The organism is Thiocystis violacea (assembly GCF_016583575.1).
GTDB lineage: Bacteria > Pseudomonadota > Gammaproteobacteria > Chromatiales > Chromatiaceae > Thiocystis > Thiocystis violacea.
In genome coordinates, this window is the sequence record NZ_NRRG01000026.1 from 32880 (window position 1) to 48815 (window position 15936).

Annotated in this window: 15 protein-coding genes and 1 CRISPR repeat array; of the genes, 2 read left to right on the top strand and 13 right to left on the bottom strand. The window is 64.2% G+C overall.

Translation table 11 applies throughout. The features are described from left to right. Positions 1-2: 2 nt before the first annotated feature. Complete coding sequence (locus tag CKO27_RS13335) at positions 3-1268, bottom strand: inorganic phosphate transporter (RefSeq protein ID WP_200375396.1); 1266 nt, start codon at positions 1266-1268, stop codon at positions 3-5. A gap of 14 nt (positions 1269-1282) precedes the next feature. Continuing rightward, the gene (locus tag CKO27_RS13340; protein WP_200375397.1) at positions 1283-1963 is read right to left on the bottom strand and encodes a TIGR00153 family protein; all 681 of its coding nucleotides are present in this window, start codon (positions 1961-1963) and stop codon (positions 1283-1285) included. Between the two features lie 484 nt (positions 1964-2447). Here CKO27_RS13340 and CKO27_RS13345 point away from each other — a divergent pair, with 484 nt between their 5' ends. Both CKO27_RS13345 and CKO27_RS13350 read left to right on the top strand, forming a co-directional pair. Then, positions 2448-2630: a type II toxin-antitoxin system HicA family toxin gene (locus tag CKO27_RS13345; protein ID WP_200375398.1), complete on the top strand. Its 183-nt coding sequence runs from the start codon at positions 2448-2450 to the stop codon at positions 2628-2630. A gap of 3 nt (positions 2631-2633) precedes the next feature. Beyond that, positions 2634-3050 (top strand): type II toxin-antitoxin system HicB family antitoxin, encoded by a 417-nt coding sequence (locus CKO27_RS13350; RefSeq protein WP_200375399.1) that lies wholly within the window; start codon positions 2634-2636, stop codon positions 3048-3050. A 79-nt stretch (positions 3051-3129) separates the two neighbouring features. Further along, positions 3130-6838: a CRISPR direct-repeat array (repeat unit 37 nt; unit sequence GTTTCAATCCGCGCCCGGCTGATTAGCCGGGCGATTC). Between the two features lie 179 nt (positions 6839-7017). Here the strand turns inward: CKO27_RS13350 and cas2 are convergent. From cas2 to cas3, 11 genes are all read right to left on the bottom strand, one after another. Then, positions 7018-7308, bottom strand: a complete 291-nt coding sequence (gene cas2 / locus CKO27_RS13355; RefSeq protein ID WP_200375400.1) for a CRISPR-associated endonuclease Cas2 — start codon at positions 7306-7308, stop codon at positions 7018-7020. Between the two features lie 37 nt (positions 7309-7345). Then, on the bottom strand, positions 7346-8380 hold the full coding sequence (gene cas1c, locus CKO27_RS13360; RefSeq protein WP_200375401.1) for a type I-C CRISPR-associated endonuclease Cas1c: 1035 nt from the start codon (positions 8378-8380) through the stop codon (positions 7346-7348). 5 nt (positions 8381-8385) lie between these two features. Next, on the bottom strand, positions 8386-9018 hold the full coding sequence (cas4, locus tag CKO27_RS13365; RefSeq protein ID WP_200375402.1) for a CRISPR-associated protein Cas4: 633 nt from the start codon (positions 9016-9018) through the stop codon (positions 8386-8388). 9 nt (positions 9019-9027) lie between these two features. Continuing rightward, a complete protein-coding gene (locus CKO27_RS13370; RefSeq protein ID WP_200375403.1) occupies positions 9028-9270 on the bottom strand; it encodes a type II toxin-antitoxin system HicA family toxin in 243 nt (80 codons plus the stop codon). Next, positions 9267-9473 carry a 2-oxoisovalerate dehydrogenase gene (locus CKO27_RS13375; RefSeq protein WP_200375404.1) on the bottom strand — a complete coding sequence of 69 codons (207 nt, stop codon included), beginning with the start codon at positions 9471-9473 and terminating at the stop codon, positions 9267-9269. The genes CKO27_RS13370 and CKO27_RS13375 overlap by 4 nt, the downstream gene beginning before the upstream one ends. Before the next feature lie 14 nt (positions 9474-9487). After that, positions 9488-10453, bottom strand: a complete 966-nt coding sequence (cas7c, locus tag CKO27_RS13380; RefSeq protein ID WP_207280813.1) for a type I-C CRISPR-associated protein Cas7/Csd2 — start codon at positions 10451-10453, stop codon at positions 9488-9490. Continuing rightward, a complete protein-coding gene (gene cas8c / locus CKO27_RS13385; RefSeq protein ID WP_200375405.1) occupies positions 10450-12225 on the bottom strand; it encodes a type I-C CRISPR-associated protein Cas8c/Csd1 in 1776 nt (591 codons plus the stop codon). Before cas8c ends, cas7c begins: the two co-directional genes overlap by 4 nt. Next, positions 12222-12887 carry a type I-C CRISPR-associated protein Cas5c gene (gene cas5c / locus CKO27_RS13390; protein ID WP_200375406.1) on the bottom strand — a complete coding sequence of 222 codons (666 nt, stop codon included), beginning with the start codon at positions 12885-12887 and terminating at the stop codon, positions 12222-12224. Before cas5c ends, cas8c begins: the two co-directional genes overlap by 4 nt. A 72-nt stretch (positions 12888-12959) precedes the next feature. Then, on the bottom strand, positions 12960-13298 hold the full coding sequence (locus CKO27_RS13395) for a type II toxin-antitoxin system HicB family antitoxin (protein ID WP_200375407.1): 339 nt from the start codon (positions 13296-13298) through the stop codon (positions 12960-12962). Further along, entirely contained in the window at positions 13295-13549 is a 255-nt protein-coding gene (locus CKO27_RS13400) for a type II toxin-antitoxin system HicA family toxin (protein WP_200375408.1), read from the bottom strand. The genes CKO27_RS13395 and CKO27_RS13400 overlap by 4 nt, the downstream gene beginning before the upstream one ends. Positions 13550-13675: 126 nt before the next feature. Beyond that, a complete protein-coding gene (cas3, locus tag CKO27_RS13405; protein WP_200375409.1) occupies positions 13676-15922 on the bottom strand; it encodes a CRISPR-associated helicase Cas3' in 2247 nt (748 codons plus the stop codon). Positions 15923-15936 lie beyond the last annotated feature (14 nt).

Below are 15936 nucleotides of genomic sequence, written 5' to 3' on the forward strand. Positions count from 1 at the left end.
CCTCAGCCGAAGATCGCCCTGAAGAGATAGAAGAACAGCGCCGCCAGGATCGCCCCGGCCGGCAGCGTGATCAGCCAGGAGATCACGATGTTGCCGATCACGCGCAGATCCAGCGCGGCGATCCCCCGCGACAGCCCGACGCCCATGACCGCGCCCACGGCGATATGGGTGGTGGAGACCGGCAGCCCGGTCTTGGAGGCCAGCACCACCACCGCCGCCGCCGCCAGGGTGGCCGAGAAACCGCGGGTGGGGGTCAGCTCGGTGATCTTGGTGCCGATGGTCTCCATCACCCGGTAACCCATGGTGGCCAGCCCGATGACGATGCCGACGCCGCCGAGAATCAGGATCCAGAGCGGGAGCTGGGACTTCTGGGCCACCTCGCCCCCGGACTGAATCACCGCGACCACGGCGGCGAGCGGTCCGATGCCGTTGGCGACGTCGTTCGATCCGTGGGCGAAGGCCATGGCGCAGGCGGTGAAGATCATCATGGGGGTGAAGGTCTTCTCGACGCTCGCGAAATGGAAGGTCCGATCCGCCCGCTCGTCGATCTGGACGCGGTCGATCAGGATTTTGCCGATGGCGGCGGTCAGGAGCCCGAACAGCGTGGCGGCGATGAAGCTCTCAAGCGTCGTCATGTGAAGATTCAGGTGGTCCAGCCCCTTGAAAAGCGAGACCAGGCTGACGATCCAGCCGACCAGGAACACATAGACCGGCCCCCAGCGCTTGGCCTGGCGAAAGGGATGCTCCGCGTTCAGGATCAGCCGACGGATGCTCAGCATGATGAGCAGGGCCACCGCGCCGCCCAATACGGGTGAGATCACCCAACTGGCGACGATCTGACCGATCATGTCCCAATGGACGGCGTCGACCCCGATTCCGGCGATGGCGAAGCCGACGATGGCCCCGACGATGGAGTGGGTGGTCGAGACCGGCCAGCCGCGCGCGGAGGCGATCATCAGCCAGATCCCCGCGGCCAGCAGCGAGGCCAGCATCCCGTAAACCAGGAGTTCGGGCCGGTCGACCATCGAGGAGGAATCGATGATGCCGTTGCGGATCGTCTCGGTGACATTGCCGCCGGCGATGAAGGCCCCGGCGAACTCGCAGATAGCCGCGATCAGGATCGCCTGCTTGATGGTGATGGCCCCGGAGCCGACCGAGGTGCCCATGGCGTTGGCGACGTCGTTCGCCCCGATGCCCCAGGTCATGTAAAGGCCGAACAGGATGGCGAGGATCAGAAACACGGATCCCCATTCGTTGATGATTTCCACGGTGTCTCCGAATCCTAGCGAGCGATGAGCGGCAGCAGGTGGTCGCCGACCTTCTCGGCCCCCTCGGCCAGAGCGACGGTCTCGCGGATCAGTCGACTCAGCCGCATCAGCGTCACCGGATCCAGGTCTCTCTCCAGGCCGAAGAGCGCGCGCGCGAGTCCCGCGCCCAAATCGTCGGCCTCGCACCGCGCGCGTTCGAGATCCTCGATCATGTGTTCCACCCGCTCCGCCTCGGGGCCGCGAAAGCCGGTCTCGATCAACTCATCCAACTCGTCGACGATCGCCATCGACTGCCGGCAGGCCGCCGTGCCGGCCTGAACCAGCGCGAGCAGATCCGCGCCCAGAGCCGGCGGAACCGGAGTCTGGCGCTCGACCAGTCGATCGGCGATCTCGCGCATGCCACTGGCGATCGCATCCTGGAGATCGAGCAGATCGAACAGCTCGCGACGGTCGACCGGCATGAACAGGCTGCGCGGCAGATGCAGGCGGATATGCTTCTTGAGCGTACTCGCGCGCGCGGCCTGATCGCGGATATCGAGCTGGATCCGCTCCAATGCCGCCGTATCGTCCGCGATCAACGCCTCGATCAGGGACGGGAGCCTGGAAACGCACGCCTGGACCAGGCGCATATGCTCCTGAGTCGGCTTGAAGGGCGATCGGCCGAACAGGTCGGCAATCGGATTGGTGAACTTCATGGATCGACGGGCCTCTTTGAACGGAATTTGGTCTGGGATGGCGCGACCCTGGGCGCATGGCCAGCCGGGCGGCCTCCGAACGGCCGCCAGTGTGTCAAAAAACGGTCATGCGATCGTCATCTTTTTTGGAGTGGCCTGGCTTCAATCCACGCCCGGTTGGTTAGCCGGGGATGAGCGACCTGACCGACGCCAACTACAGCAAAACCGCCACTGTTCCACGCTCCGCGTTCCGCGTGGCAATACCGGCTTGGCCGCTCCAGCAGCCCGAAGGCCAGGCTACGCAGGAGCGTCGCGGACTGGTCCCACGCCGGAACCTAATGGGAGCCAGAAAAATGGGCACGCTCTGTTTCAATCCGCGCCCGGCTGATTAGCCGGGCGATGCCGCTCCGCTGTAACCCATTGATTCATTGGCGCGGCAAGTTGATCCTCGGCGGATCTCTCAAGGCCATTGACAGACACAACAGAAGTGTTTAGATCCTTGCCCATGAACTCGAACGAATTCAAACGCTGGCTGGCCAAACAGGGCGCGACCTTTCAGACCGGAAAAGGATCGCACCTGAAAATTTTCCTGAACGGTCGCCAGTCCGTGATGCCGATGCACCACGCCGAGCTCAAGACCGGCACGGTCGAAGCCATCAAGAAGCAACTCGGATTGAAAGGAAATTGAGCCATGTTCGATTACCCCGTTATTCTCGAAGCCCAGCCCGAGGGCGGCTTTGTCGTGACCTTCGCGGACGTCCCCGAGGCCATCACGCAAGGCGAGGACGAAGACGAAGCACTGCTCTACGCCGTCGACGCGCTGGAAACCGCACTCTCGTTCTATGTCGAGGCGCGCCGTCCGCTGCCCGTCCCCTCGGCCGCTGACGGCCGTCCGACGGTGCGCCCATCGGCCCTGGAATGCGCCAAGCTCGGCGTCTATCAGGCCATGACCGAGCAGGGCATCCGCAAGGCCGAACTGGCGCGACGACTGGGCTGGCACCTGCCACAAGTGGATCGCCTGTTCGATCTCAAACACGCCTCGCGCTTCGATCAGATCGAAGCGGCCGCGCGTGTCCTGGGACGCAGGATCGAGGTGCGGGTCTCCTGAAGCTTGGGAATTTTCGAGCCGATTAGCCGGGCGATACTTCGTTGGGCTGGATACCGTAGCTGATTCATTCGCTCTCAATGTTTCAATCCGCGCCCGGCTGATTAGCCGGGCGATTCCAAGCACCGCTTACTGTTTCAGCAAGTCCAAGAGGTTTCAATCCGCGCCCGGCTGATTAGCCGGGCGATTCTTCCGAGCTGGCGGTCTGCCCCAGCACGACCTTGGTTTCAATCCGCGCCCGGCTGATTAGCCGGGCGATTCCACCTCCGGCCAAACGAGCTTGACCGCCTGCGACAGTTTCAATCCGCGCCCGGCTGATTAGCCGGGCGATTCATGGATTCCCGCACATAGCGGATGTCGGCGGACTCGTTTCAATCCGCGCCCGGCTGATTAGCCGGGCGATTCTTGGCCTTCTCGTCGGACATCCCGAGGAGCCCACAGTTTCAATCCGCGCCCGGCTGATTAGCCGGGCGATTCGAGGAGACTGACGCTGTGGGATTCGAGAGCTATTTGTTTCAATCCGCGCCCGGCTGATTAGCCGGGCGATTCGGTTGAGCGCCGCGTCCAGGTCCGCGCGCGGGACGTTTCAATCCGCGCCCGGCTGATTAGCCGGGCGATACGTCCAGATGGACCCGGTCGTCCGCTCCGCCGCATTGTTTCAATCCGCGCCCGGCTGATTAGCCGGGCGATACATCACCACATCCCAATCGCCCGTGGCAATCTTGGCGTTTCAATCCGCGCCCGGCTGATTAGCCGGGCGATACTCTCGATTCCACCGTACCCGATGAACTTGGAGGTGTTTCAATCCGCGCCCGGCTGATTAGCCGGGCGATACACGATGAACGTGGACTCAATCCGGCTCTTGACGTAGGTTTCAATCCGCGCCCGGCTGATTAGCCGGGCGATTCGCCATAATGGCGGGGCGGCATCGTTGATTCTCCTGGTTTCAATCCGCGCCCGGCTGATTAGCCGGGCGATTCCGGTGTAGAATGCGTAGGGCTGCTTGAGTTTAAAATGTTTCAATCCGCGCCCGGCTGATTAGCCGGGCGATTCGGAAGATCTGGCCGAACTAGCGCATAAGGCCAAGGGTTTCAATCCGCGCCCGGCTGATTAGCCGGGCGATTCGCCGCCGACAGTGGCAACGTCCGCAATAGTCGAAGTGTTTCAATCCGCGCCCGGCTGATTAGCCGGGCGATTCGCCCCCTGGACGACCTCACCCACATAGGTCTGCATGTTTCAATCCGCGCCCGGCTGATTAGCCGGGCGATTCGATCTCGCGGCGCGCTTCTGGATCGCGGGAATCATCGTTTCAATCCGCGCCCGGCTGATTAGCCGGGCGATTCGGCTGGCTGGTGGCCCTGATGTGCTACCCGCCCATGTTTCAATCCGCGCCCGGCTGATTAGCCGGGCGATTCTCGCCGCCCGCGCCGAATACGACCGTCTGATCTCGGTTTCAATCCGCGCCCGGCTGATTAGCCGGGCGATTCCATACCGAATGGCGCGAAGTCGTCAGCGCTTAAGGTTTCAATCCGCGCCCGGCTGATTAGCCGGGCGATTCAATGAGTTTCAAGGCTGGCCTATCGAGATTTGGGAGTTTCAATCCGCGCCCGGCTGATTAGCCGGGCGATTCCCTTGGTCTTGCAGCAGATACCAATTTCCCTGAGCGTTTCAATCCGCGCCCGGCTGATTAGCCGGGCGATTCAACTACCACCCCGGAAGTTAGCTTGCCGCGCGACTGTTTCAATCCGCGCCCGGCTGATTAGCCGGGCGATTCCTAGGGTAGGCGTCAAAAGCAATTTCGGCTTGACGTTTCAATCCGCGCCCGGCTGATTAGCCGGGCGATTCTCGGCGCGTTGGGTAGGCTGGCATTGATAATCAGTTTCAATCCGCGCCCGGCTGATTAGCCGGGCGATTCATCCAGGCCGGGGCCTGATACTCCTCGGAGCGCTGGTTTCAATCCGCGCCCGGCTGATTAGCCGGGCGATTCGCGCAGCGCTCGGGTGATGGCGGAGATCGAGAGTGGGTTTCAATCCGCGCCCGGCTGATTAGCCGGGCGATTCCGGTCTCGCTACACCGGGCTGTCATCGAGCGGCGATGTTTCAATCCGCGCCCGGCTGATTAGCCGGGCGATTCGGTCCGCGCTCGGACCGCCCAACACCACGGGCACCGGTTTCAATCCGCGCCCGGCTGATTAGCCGGGCGATTCGTCAACGGTCACGCCTACAGCAAGCCGGCCGTCAAGTTTCAATCCGCGCCCGGCTGATTAGCCGGGCGATTCCGCGGCGCCGCGCCCCGGCGTGCGCTGCCCCTTTTGTTTCAATCCGCGCCCGGCTGATTAGCCGGGCGATTCCGAGGATGGCCATCGCCTGCCCGCCTTCGCCGGCGTTTCAATCCGCGCCCGGCTGATTAGCCGGGCGATTCAGCGAGATTTTCCAGATCTACGGGGACAGCCTGGAGTTTCAATCCGCGCCCGGCTGATTAGCCGGGCGATTCTCCATGATGCTGCGCACGTAGCGGGCGGTCTCTTGGTTTCAATCCGCGCCCGGCTGATTAGCCGGGCGATTCCGCTCCCCGAGGAAGCCCGCGCGCTCTTCAAGGAGTTTCAATCCGCGCCCGGCTGATTAGCCGGGCGATTCGCAGCGGTCCTCCGATTGCTGGCGTTCGGAGTATTTGTTTCAATCCGCGCCCGGCTGATTAGCCGGGCGATTCCCCCAAACCGGTGGAGATCGAATTCGACACCGACGTTTCAATCCGCGCCCGGCTGATTAGCCGGGCGATTCTCGGTGCTGGCGTTCAGCACCGGGGATTTCTACGACGTTTCAATCCGCGCCCGGCTGATTAGCCGGGCGATTCCGCTGGGTGGCGAGGAGGTCTGGATCACTCATGACTGTTTCAATCCGCGCCCGGCTGATTAGCCGGGCGATTCGCGGCTCGCACTGTCGACCTGGATGCACTTTACTGGTTTCAATCCGCGCCCGGCTGATTAGCCGGGCGATTCTGGTCGGCGTCGGCGACGATGGACGAGCCGTCTGAGTTTCAATCCGCGCCCGGCTGATTAGCCGGGCGATTCTCATGGGCCCAGGCTTCCTCGCCCTGGCCCCAGTCGTTTCAATCCGCGCCCGGCTGATTAGCCGGGCGATTCCGTCATCGGCGACAAGATCGAGATCCACTTCCCGGTTTCAATCCGCGCCCGGCTGATTAGCCGGGCGATTCCTTGACGCGCTCAGCCCAGCCTGCGGCGTCGTCGGCGTTTCAATCCGCGCCCGGCTGATTAGCCGGGCGATTCACGCCAGATGATCTGGCCTCCAGTTGGTACGATCCGTTTCAATCCGCGCCCGGCTGATTAGCCGGGCGATTCCCGTCGCCGTCGTCGCCGATCAGGCCCTCCAGGACGTTTCAATCCGCGCCCGGCTGATTAGCCGGGCGATTCTAGCCGACGATCGGGGTCTGGTCAGCGGAGACCAGTTGTTTCAATCCGCGCCCGGCTGATTAGCCGGGCGATTCCGCACGCTGAGCTGCTCGACCGGGCTGGCCTTGGAGTTTCAATCCGCGCCCGGCTGATTAGCCGGGCGATTCAACAGGCCCTGACGCATCCCGAGCGAGAGGATCTGTTTCAATCCGCGCCCGGCTGATTAGCCGGGCGATTCGTGCGGGCGATGTGGATCTCGTGGCGGATCTCGACGTTTCAATCCGCGCCCGGCTGATTAGCCGGGCGATTCGACGGATCCGTCCGGTTCGGTGATCTCATGGATTCGTTTCAATCCGCGCCCGGCTGATTAGCCGGGCGATTCCGAGCCGCTGTAACCTATTGATTCAAAGGCCCGGAAACGCGATGTTGCGCGAATCGGCCGAGGGGTGCAAGCGGATGGCTGGGTCAGGCTTGGGTGCATCGGTCCGCTGTGCTGATAATTCAGCAACTTAGCCGTTGCGCGAACCGCCCGCGATTTCTCCTTCACTTGGGGTTCGCGCGTCATACGAGCAGGGGTCCGTCGAAGTCGATCGAGCGGAAGACGCCGTGCTGTTTGACCCGCATGCCGCGCGGCTCGGTGATGCGGTAGAAGCGCAGGTTGTCTTTCTCCAGGTCGATCTCGGCCAGAAGCTCGCGCTCCAACGCCTCGAACTGCATCTGGTCGATCTCGCACTCGAAGACGGATTTCTGGACCCGTTGGCCGACGCGCTCGCAGACCTTGGCGACACGGCGCAGACGGCGGCGGCCTTCCGGGGTTTCCGTGGAGACATCGTAGGTGGCGATGATCAGCATGGGGCAATCCCTGATGAGTGGGCTGTTGGCTCGGAACCTATTTGGCGAGGAAGGGCAGATAGCCGTCCATGTCGCCGCGCAGGGTGCGCGCCAGGAACCGGGCCTGGACGAAGGGCAGGAGTCCGAGCGGCAGTTTGCTCTCCAGGAGCGGGTGGGTCACTTCCTCCTGCTTGCGGGCCTGCCAGGCGGTGACGACGGCGCGGCGGCCGGTGTCGTTGAGCATGACGGCGCCGCCTTCGCGCGCGTCGAAATCGGCGGCTCCGACCTGGCCGCGATTGATGAGGGTCAGCGCGAGCCGGTCAGCGAGGATGGAGCGGAATTCTTCCTGCAAGTCTAGGGCGAGCGCGGCGCGTCCGGGTCGTACGGCATGCAGGAAGCCGAGTTGGGGATCCAGCCCGACCGCTTCGATGGCGGAGCGGCAGTCGTTCATCAGCATGGCGTAGAGGAAGGAGATAAGGGCGTTGAAGCGGTCCAGCGGCGGGCGGCGGGTGCGGCCGTCGAGCTGGAAGTGGGCGCGCGCCTGGGGCTTGACGATGAGGTTGAGCCCGGCGAAGTAGCCGCGCGCGGCCTCGCCCTCCACACCGCGCAGGCTGTCGAGATCCGGCGCAACCTGGGCCGCGCGCAGCGAGGCGGCTAGGGCGTCCGCGCCGCGTGCGAGGGTGGCGGCCTCGTCGCTGTCGCTCGCCTCGCGCGCGCCGCGCTGCAAAACCGAGCGGCTGTTGCGCAGCTTGCCGGCAATCATGGCGCGGGCGTGTTCCAGGGTGATCGCGCCATCGCCGGCCGCCTTATGCTGGGCCTGACGCAGCAGGATGTTACCGGAGACCGGCCCCTCCAGGCGTGCCTTGAAGCGGCCGGAGTTGTTGAGCAGCACCAGCGATTTGCCCTCGTCGGCCAGCCGGTGCATCAACGCGGGGGAGACCAGGACATTGCCGAAGCAGACCAGGCCGCCGATGTGATGCAGGGGCACGCGCAGCTTGGTTTCGCGCTCGACCTCGATGCGCACCGTGGCATTGTCCAGGTGCGCATAGGCGTTGGGGGTCATGACGTAGAGGGTGTTCTGGATGGTTTGCATGGTCGCTAATCCATGGCGCCGTTCGGGTCGAAGAGGGTGTCGCGCAGCGCGCGCTGTTTGGCTCGCGCGGCGATGGCCTCCGGTTGGCAGAGATCCTTGAGCGAGCATTCGCGGCAGCGTTGATCGTTCACCGGCGGGGGCAGACGGTCGGAGGCCAGCATGGCGCGGATCGCCTCGGCGGTTTGCCCAACCAGGGCGCGCAGTTCCGGCGTCAAGGTCACCTCGCGGCGGCGCCGGCTGGAGGCGTGATAGATGGCCCCGATTGGCACCGGGCGGTCGAACATTTCTTCCAGACAGAGGGCCTGGGCGGCGACCTGGATGTCGTCATGGGTCTTCTGGCGTTTGCGGCCGTGCTTGAATTCGACCGGCAGGATGGCCCCGCCGGGGTGGAACTCCACCAGATCCGCCTTGCCGATCAAGCCCAGCCGATTGGACCAGAGCGGCAGGGAGCGTTCGACCCTGACACCTTTGATCAGCTCATCGCCGGGCTGGTCCACCAGATGATGGACCGCCTGACCGCGCGCGGTGTGCAGGTTGTCCTCGAAAACCTGCTCCAGGTGGATCAGCCCGCATTGGCGCGGGCAATAGATCCAGTGCTGGAGGGCGGAGAGCGGAACCAGATCATCGGTTTGAGTCATGGTGCTGGCTCACTCGAAGAGGCGCGCGAGAAACTCGTCGCGCGTCAGTCCGTGGGCGTTGGCGACGCTGTTGAGAACGGACGAGAGGGTGCCGATCCGCAAGGGGTCGTGATTCGGGATGGTGACATGGTGCTCCCCAGGCGCAGGGCTGGTGAGGCGGACGTGACTGCCCGTCTGCCGTGTCACGGCATATCCCAAGCATGCGAGCCGCGCGATCAACTCCGCGCCCGAGAGATCGCGCGGAATCCTCATGCCGCGATGACCTCCTCGCGGGTGATGTGCAGCCGAATCAGGCTGGGCATTTCAGCCTCATCGAAATGACAATGCACGGCGTCCCTGACCTGTTCATGCAGTGTGCTGAGGTCGTCCGCCTCGGTGAAGATGTCGGCCCCGACCGCGCGGGCGAGATAGCCGCCTTCCGGGGATTCCTCGACGATGAAATGGACTTGGGTCATGGCATGCCTCCCAATCAAACAAGAATCCGCAACTCGACACCCGGAAAGGCGTCCAGCCGGCCGGCGATCGGTGCCGTGATCCGGTAGTCGTCGATCCCGCGCGCCGGCGCGGTGGGATCCTTACGCGCGACCTGGATCAGCTCGAAGAGCTTGTGGGCTGGCGCGTTGCCCAGCTCGGAGTCGTGCTTGAAGACATAGAGCCCGCGCGTGGCCATCTCGCCGCGCGCGGCGGAGCGGTCGTGCTCGAACATCTGGCCGAGCGCCTGCCAGAGCAGACCCAGGTCGTCCTCGTTGAAACCGGTCTGCTTGGCCAGGAAGGACGAGACGAAGCCGTGGGCGACGTAGAGACCATAGGGGACGGTGTGCTTGCGGCCCATGGTGCGGTTGTCGCCGTCCTGTTTCAGCGCCTCGGCCTCGGTCGCGACCGCCATGCGGGTGATGGAATGCTCTTGGGAGATGATGGGGTCGATGGAGCGGGAGAAGGTCAGTTGCACCGGACCACGCACCTGACCGCAGTTGATGCCGAGAGACATGACCGCGCCGAAGGTGCGCACGTCGAAGAAATTCTGGCACATCCAGTCGCGCGCCTTGCCGACGCTGTCGCCGCTGCCCTTGCGCTTCTCCTTCTTTCCCGCCTTCTTCTCCGGAACGGGCTCGACCAACTCCAGCGGTGGCGCTTCCGCATCCTCGGCATCCAGTTTCAGGGCGGAATAGGCGCGCTGGTGCTGAAGGTTGAGCACGGCCTTTTCACGCACATAGATCTCGAAGCGTTTCTCGCCGGGCGCGGGGTCGCGTTCGCCCTGGTCCTGGGTCAGGCCGACGAAGTTGCGCACCTTGCGCTTGAGACAGACATCCGTGACCAGGCCGTGGCCGGTCTCGGCGTCCAAGCGTGGCAGGTTGCCGGCATCCGGATCGCCGTTGGGGTTGCCGTCGCGCACGTCGAAGAGCAGGACGAAGTCGTAGCGGTTGGTCAGGCTCATGATTCTTGCTCCTTGTTGTCGGTCTTGTGCGCGGGCGATTCGGACTTGGTGAAGAAGGCTTGGCGCTGATGGTAATAGCCAAGAGCGAAACGGCCCTGCTCCGGCAGCGCCAGATGGCGCGGAAAGTCCTCGACGTCGCTCAGGATCTCGCCCACCAGCCGCTCCATCTGGACCGCGCGGCCCGCGTTCAGCTTGCCGAGATGGTGGTTCTTAAGCCGCAGAAGGGTGGTGAAGACGGCCACCGGGGTGCTGGAGGCCGCGCCATAGTAGCGGTCGCGAATGGTGGCATTGAGTCCGGGGCTGGCTTCTTCCTGGATCTTCTCCAGGGTGGCGAAGAGTCGTCCGAGCCGATAGGCGGGATTGGGGTTGGCGGGGTCCAGCATGGGTTGGATCTCCTTGACTGAGTCCGAGCGGTCGCGGTTGGTGCGGCGGATGTCGCGGTTGAGCCACGCCTTGAGGATGGCCGCGCGCGGATAGGTCACACGCTGCTCGGCGCGCGAGCGCTGCACTGCGGCATTGAGCAGGGTGGCCGGGTAGCTCAGGTCTTCCAGCACCGCCCGCATCACATCGCCGCCGAGGTTGGGCGGGATGTTGTCCGCCTTGCCCTGGACCGCGCACGACGCGAGCAGGCGGAAGAGCGACAGATGCTCCGGGTCGTTCGGCCCGCGCGCGATGCGTAGATCCTCGAAATGACGCTGGATGCGTCGCGCCAGATCGAGCGCCGGGGCGGTCTCCCAGAAACGGATGCTGATGCGCGCGGCGTTTGGCGCGAGCCCCAGGACATGGAAGCGGGTCGTTGGCTCGCCGACCGCGAATTGTCCGGTCTGGATGGCCTGGTAGAGCGCCTTGAGTGCATCCGCGCCGCGATCCGGCTCATCCTTGGGCGGCTCGCCGAAGAGATCGGGGATCTGGGTTTCCAGATCATGGGCTTCCTCGGCCCAGAAGACGGTGGAGGCATCGCCGACCTGGATGCGCTGGCGCGAGCCTTTGCCAAGGAGGTGATTGAGGGCGGTGGTATAGGCGAACGAAGCCTGGAGACCAATCGGTGCATTCTCGCCGTTACGCTCTCGCTTGCCGTAGGATTCGAATGCGCGCGCATTGAACGAAACGATGTTCGCTCCCGAGGTTTGCCCACCCCAGACGTTCTTGATGACGGTTTCGTTCGAGGCAAGCGGCACACCGATCGCTCCGGTGACCAGACAATTGCCGCACAGCGGCGTCTCCGAATGTGTTAACGCCAACTTGGATTCATAGGCCGCACGAACTTGCGGGCGGGCATGGATGCTTTCGATGTCGGAAATGAGCCGGAACACCAAGACCGGATCTCGTTTGGCGAAATCCTCGCTGACTTCGAAGCGTTTGAGTAACGGTGCAAGGCTGTCAGGCTTTGCCTGCAAGCCGGTGCAGAAATTTATAACCGCCGCCACTCCCGTATCACCGAGGTCGCCTACCCAGCTATGCATGGTCCCCAAGAAGGCCGTGATCTTCTTGTCGCCCTTGTTCCCGGTTCCAAACACGAAACTGGCGTTATCCCAAAGCAAGTTCGCATCCTGACCGCTATTGGTGTGTTTCATTGCTTGCTTGCCGATGGCTGGTACAAGCATGTCGCGGGAGATGGTCTTGCCCTGTTTCTGCTCGCCGACCGATTCGATGTTGATACATTGGCCCTGCTCATCTAGGACCAGCACGTAATCGACGCCACGACGTACCCAGCCCTCACATGGCAAGCCATCCGCGCGTTCGTAGTATCGTTGAAGCGCCTGAAGAATCATCCCCGCACCTCCTCGCTGTCCCAGGCCGGCACCGTGACGACACCCTTCTCCATGCTGGCGCGAAAGAAGCGGGGCTTGGGGTCGGCGGGGTTGCTGAAATCCAGGTCATGGAGCATGAAACCCAGATCGCGGCTCTCCGCGATGGGTGGCGGCTCGGCGGCGGGATCCCGGATCAGTCTGAAGGCCGCGGCGAACTCGCGGCAGCCGAGGTAGGGCTGATTGACGCATTGGCCCTTCTCGGCGCGTCGCTCGAACATCTCCTGGTACTTCCTCGGGTGCTCGTCGGCCCCGGCGTCGCGTTTGAGATGAAGTTCGGCATGGAGTCGATAGGCGACATCGCGCAGGAAGAGCCCCGCGCGTTGCTGGCGGTCGTCCTCGATATCGAGTCCCAGATCGCCGGTCCCCGTCCGCATCGCGGTCTCGACGTTTCGGCTGGAGACGATCCCGCCGACCTCGTTGCGGCGGAGGCTGATCCAGCGGATGGGGCGCAGCACCTCGATCCCGCGAACCTGCCACTGGATCTGGGGCTTCCAAAGGATGGCCTCGAAGATGGCGCGGGCGGAGGAGGGGGTGATGATGTCGTAGCTCACCCGCTCCACCTTCATCTCCGGCCGGGTGAAGCAGGCGTAATCGCCGCTGACTTCCAGGCAGTAGGTGTTCATGCTCTCGGTCCTCCATGACTGACGGCAAGGGTCGTCGCCCGTCAGACGGTTGCGCGGCGGTCTAACACAGATTTACTGCTGAGCGGCCTCTTTCAGCACCTTTGCCGCCCACTGATTGAGACTCAGACCGGCCGCTTGCGCCGCGACCAGCGCGGCGCCGTGGATTTCTGGCGGCACGCGCAGCATGAGTTTGCCGCTGGCGGGCTTGGTTGGCGCCACGCCGTGCTCCGCGCAGTCGCTCAGGTAGTCGTCCACGGCGTTCTCGAAGTCCCGGCGCAGCTCGGCGACGGTATCGCCGTGAAAGGTGATGCTGACTCTGTCCGGGAGCCCGAGCACCTTGCCCCAGAAGATGTCGTCGCGTTCGTCGAAGTCGATGCGGGCCGTGTAGCCCTTGTAGGTCATGCCGTTCATGGTGTCTCTCCGAGCGCAGCGAGCCAGTGGCGGATCTCCTCGATCTGGTACTTCTTGGCATCCTTGCCCGGATGTGGGCGATGGGCGTTCTTGATGCCATCCCTCAGCCGCAACGACACCCGCGAGCCGTTCCCTTCCCGGACTTCCCCACCCAGCGCGATGACCAACGCCTCGATGTCGGCGAAGCGGATCGAGGCCGATGTCGGCGTGGCGAAGATGGCTTCCAGGGTCTTGCGATGCCGGCTGTTCATGAGGCACATCATCCTTAATTGCGGCGTTATCTGCAATCATATAGTGATTGCGTCATGATGTGGCGTACGTTGTTCCGATCGGTTATGACACGGCTCCAAAGAGGCGTTTATGGCTCGGGATCGGTCTCACACCATCAAGATCGCCCCCGAATCGGCGCCCTCCGGCAACAACCCGAGGCGTGCGTCATAAAGTGTATCGCTGACCTGGACGAAGAGTCCGGGAATGACCTCTTCCAGATCGCCCTGGCCCATGAGCCGCAGCGCCTCCCGCCGGGGGATGTTGACCGTGTAGCGCTGGAGCTTGCGCATCAGCCAGCGTTCCGGGCCGTCCTTGCGCAGTGTCCTGAGTAGGACATCGATGGTCGCGCCAGCGCCATCGGGTCCGGGGTAGAGCACGATCACCGGCGCGCTGTCCTCGTCCTGGATGAGACGGAAACGCTTGGCGGCGGTTTGGAAGTTGATCGCCAATGAGCGGCCGTCCACCGTCAGCAGCTCACCGATGCGCTGCTCGTCGAGATCGCAGGCGTGATAGAGCCGCTCGAAATAGCGGTCGAAGAGTGCGCGGTCGAGCGGATCGCGCGATTCGCCGTGCAGGGTGCCGATGGTGGCGTCGATGCCACGCTTGACCATGTCCGGCAGCCGGCCGTGCGGCGGGACGAAGATCACGACCTCGCCCCGTTCGGCCCGGCCTTCGCGGTTGCAGCGCCCGGCGGCCTGGGCGATGGAATCCAGACCCGCGAGGGCGCGGTAGACGACGGGGAAATCCAGATCGACCCCGGCCTCCACCAACTGAGTGCTGATGACGCGGGTCGGAGTGCCCGCCTTCAGCCGGGCCTTGATCTCGGCGATGATCCGCGAGCGATGCGCGCCGCAGAGCAGCGCCGAGAGGTGCAGGGTGTCGGGCGGCATCAGCCGGAACAGCTCGCGGGCGTGCCGACGGGTGTTGACGATGGCGAGCACGCTGGCGTGCTCCATCAGGCGTTGGGCCAGCGACTCCCAGGACTCCGGGCTGTGCCAATCCGCCGGCAGACGGACCTCGACCCGCTTGAGCTGCCGATAGAGCGCGTCCGGGTCGGGGATGATCTCGCGTACATCCTCCAGACCGTTGAGGTTGCGTTGCGGGTCGACGTATTGGCGACTGGCCAACGCGGGCTGGGTCGCGGTCGAGAGGACGATGCTCACCCCATAGTGCTGGGTCAGGAGCTTGAGCACGCCAAGGATCGGCTGGAGAAAGGCCGGCGGCAGCAGTTGGGCCTCGTCGATGACCACTACGCTATCGACCAGATTGTGCAGCTTGCGGCAACGCGAGGTGCGGGCGGCGAACAGCGACTCGAAGAACTGGACGCTGGTGGTGACGATGATGGGCGCATCCCAGTTCTCGCAGGCCAGACGGCTCCTCTGGGTCTCGTCCTCGGGTCTGGACTCGGCGTTGCTGTGATGCTCGATGACGGCCTCGCCAAAGATGCTGCGGAAGACATCGGCGGTCTGCTCGATGATGCTGGTGTAGGGGATGACATAGAGGATGCGCCGCTTGCCGAAGCGCCGTGCGTGCTCCAGGGCGAAGGCCATGCTCGCCAGCGTCTTGCCCCCGCCGGTCGGGACGGTGAGCGAGAAGAGCCCCGGCGCTTCCGCAGCCATGGTTCGGCAAGCGTGCAGGATCTCGGCGCGCAGACGGTTGACCGGGGTCGGATCGGCGTCGGCCGTCAGCTCCGCCATCGCGCGATCGAAGCGGACAAGCAGGCAGGACAGGTTCGTCGGGATGCCGCGCCGCTGCGCCTTCCCTGGGTCCATGAAGGCTTCGGTGTCGAGGAAATCGGCATCGACCAGACAGGAAAACAGCATCCGCACCCAGAGCGCGAAGCCATCCCGGCCGCCGGGGATGGCGTTCAGGTTCGGCTGGAAGCCACGGGTGTCGAGGATGTCCGGCGGCGGGTGCTGGGCCAGGCTCTCCGCCAACTCCGTGCGTCCGTTCTCTTCGTCGAGTCGCGCCTCCAAACCTCCCGACCAGTCATGCAGCCCGGCGTGATGGCTGGCGATCAGATAGGCCAGGACACGTCCGAGCGGCCCCAGCCGCTCGATCGCCCAGAGCGCCCCGGCGGTCGAGTGCGGCGCGCGGCCGGGTCGGCCTTCGATATGGGCGTTCCGCGCCTCCAGACCGGTGACGGCGCGGATGTAGCGCTGGAAGGGTGGCCGGTATTTCCCAAGATCGTGCCAGCGTCCGGCGAGTTCCGCCCAGGCGGATGCGCCGAATGGCGTGGCGAATCGGGCCGCGAGGCCGGCGACGGCCTGGAGATGTTCGTCCAGCGGATGTAGCCGCCAGTTGCCGCTGTCATCCGGGATGGCGTGCGCGATTGGACTGGTGTCATGTGTCATGCGGGCTCCTTGTC

Excerpts from the sequence above, each read along its gene's own strand:
- CKO27_RS13375 (WP_200375404.1), bottom strand. The coding sequence starts at position 9,473 with ATGACCCAAGTCCATTTCATCGTCGAGGAATCCCCGGAAGGCGGCTAT.
- CKO27_RS13345 (WP_200375398.1), top strand. The coding sequence starts at position 2,448 with ATGAACTCGAACGAATTCAAACGCTGGCTGGCCAAACAGGGCGCGACC.
- cas7c (WP_207280813.1), bottom strand. The coding sequence starts at position 10,453 with ATGAGCCTGACCAACCGCTACGACTTCGTCCTGCTCTTCGACGTGCGC.
- cas1c (WP_200375401.1), bottom strand. The coding sequence starts at position 8,380 with ATGCAAACCATCCAGAACACCCTCTACGTCATGACCCCCAACGCCTAT.
- cas5c (WP_200375406.1), bottom strand. The coding sequence starts at position 12,887 with ATGAACACCTACTGCCTGGAAGTCAGCGGCGATTACGCCTGCTTCACC.
- cas2 (WP_200375400.1), bottom strand. The coding sequence starts at position 7,308 with ATGCTGATCATCGCCACCTACGATGTCTCCACGGAAACCCCGGAAGGC.
- cas3 (WP_200375409.1), bottom strand. The coding sequence starts at position 15,922 with ATGACACATGACACCAGTCCAATCGCGCACGCCATCCCGGATGACAGC.
- CKO27_RS13395 (WP_200375407.1), bottom strand. The coding sequence starts at position 13,298 with ATGAACGGCATGACCTACAAGGGCTACACGGCCCGCATCGACTTCGAC.
- CKO27_RS13340 (WP_200375397.1), bottom strand. The coding sequence starts at position 1,963 with ATGAAGTTCACCAATCCGATTGCCGACCTGTTCGGCCGATCGCCCTTC.
- cas8c (WP_200375405.1), bottom strand. The coding sequence starts at position 12,225 with ATGATTCTTCAGGCGCTTCAACGATACTACGAACGCGCGGATGGCTTG.
- CKO27_RS13400 (WP_200375408.1), bottom strand. The coding sequence starts at position 13,549 with ATGAACAGCCGGCATCGCAAGACCCTGGAAGCCATCTTCGCCACGCCG.
- CKO27_RS13350 (WP_200375399.1), top strand. The coding sequence starts at position 2,634 with ATGTTCGATTACCCCGTTATTCTCGAAGCCCAGCCCGAGGGCGGCTTT.
- cas4 (WP_200375402.1), bottom strand. The coding sequence starts at position 9,018 with ATGACTCAAACCGATGATCTGGTTCCGCTCTCCGCCCTCCAGCACTGG.
- CKO27_RS13370 (WP_200375403.1), bottom strand. The coding sequence starts at position 9,270 with ATGAGGATTCCGCGCGATCTCTCGGGCGCGGAGTTGATCGCGCGGCTC.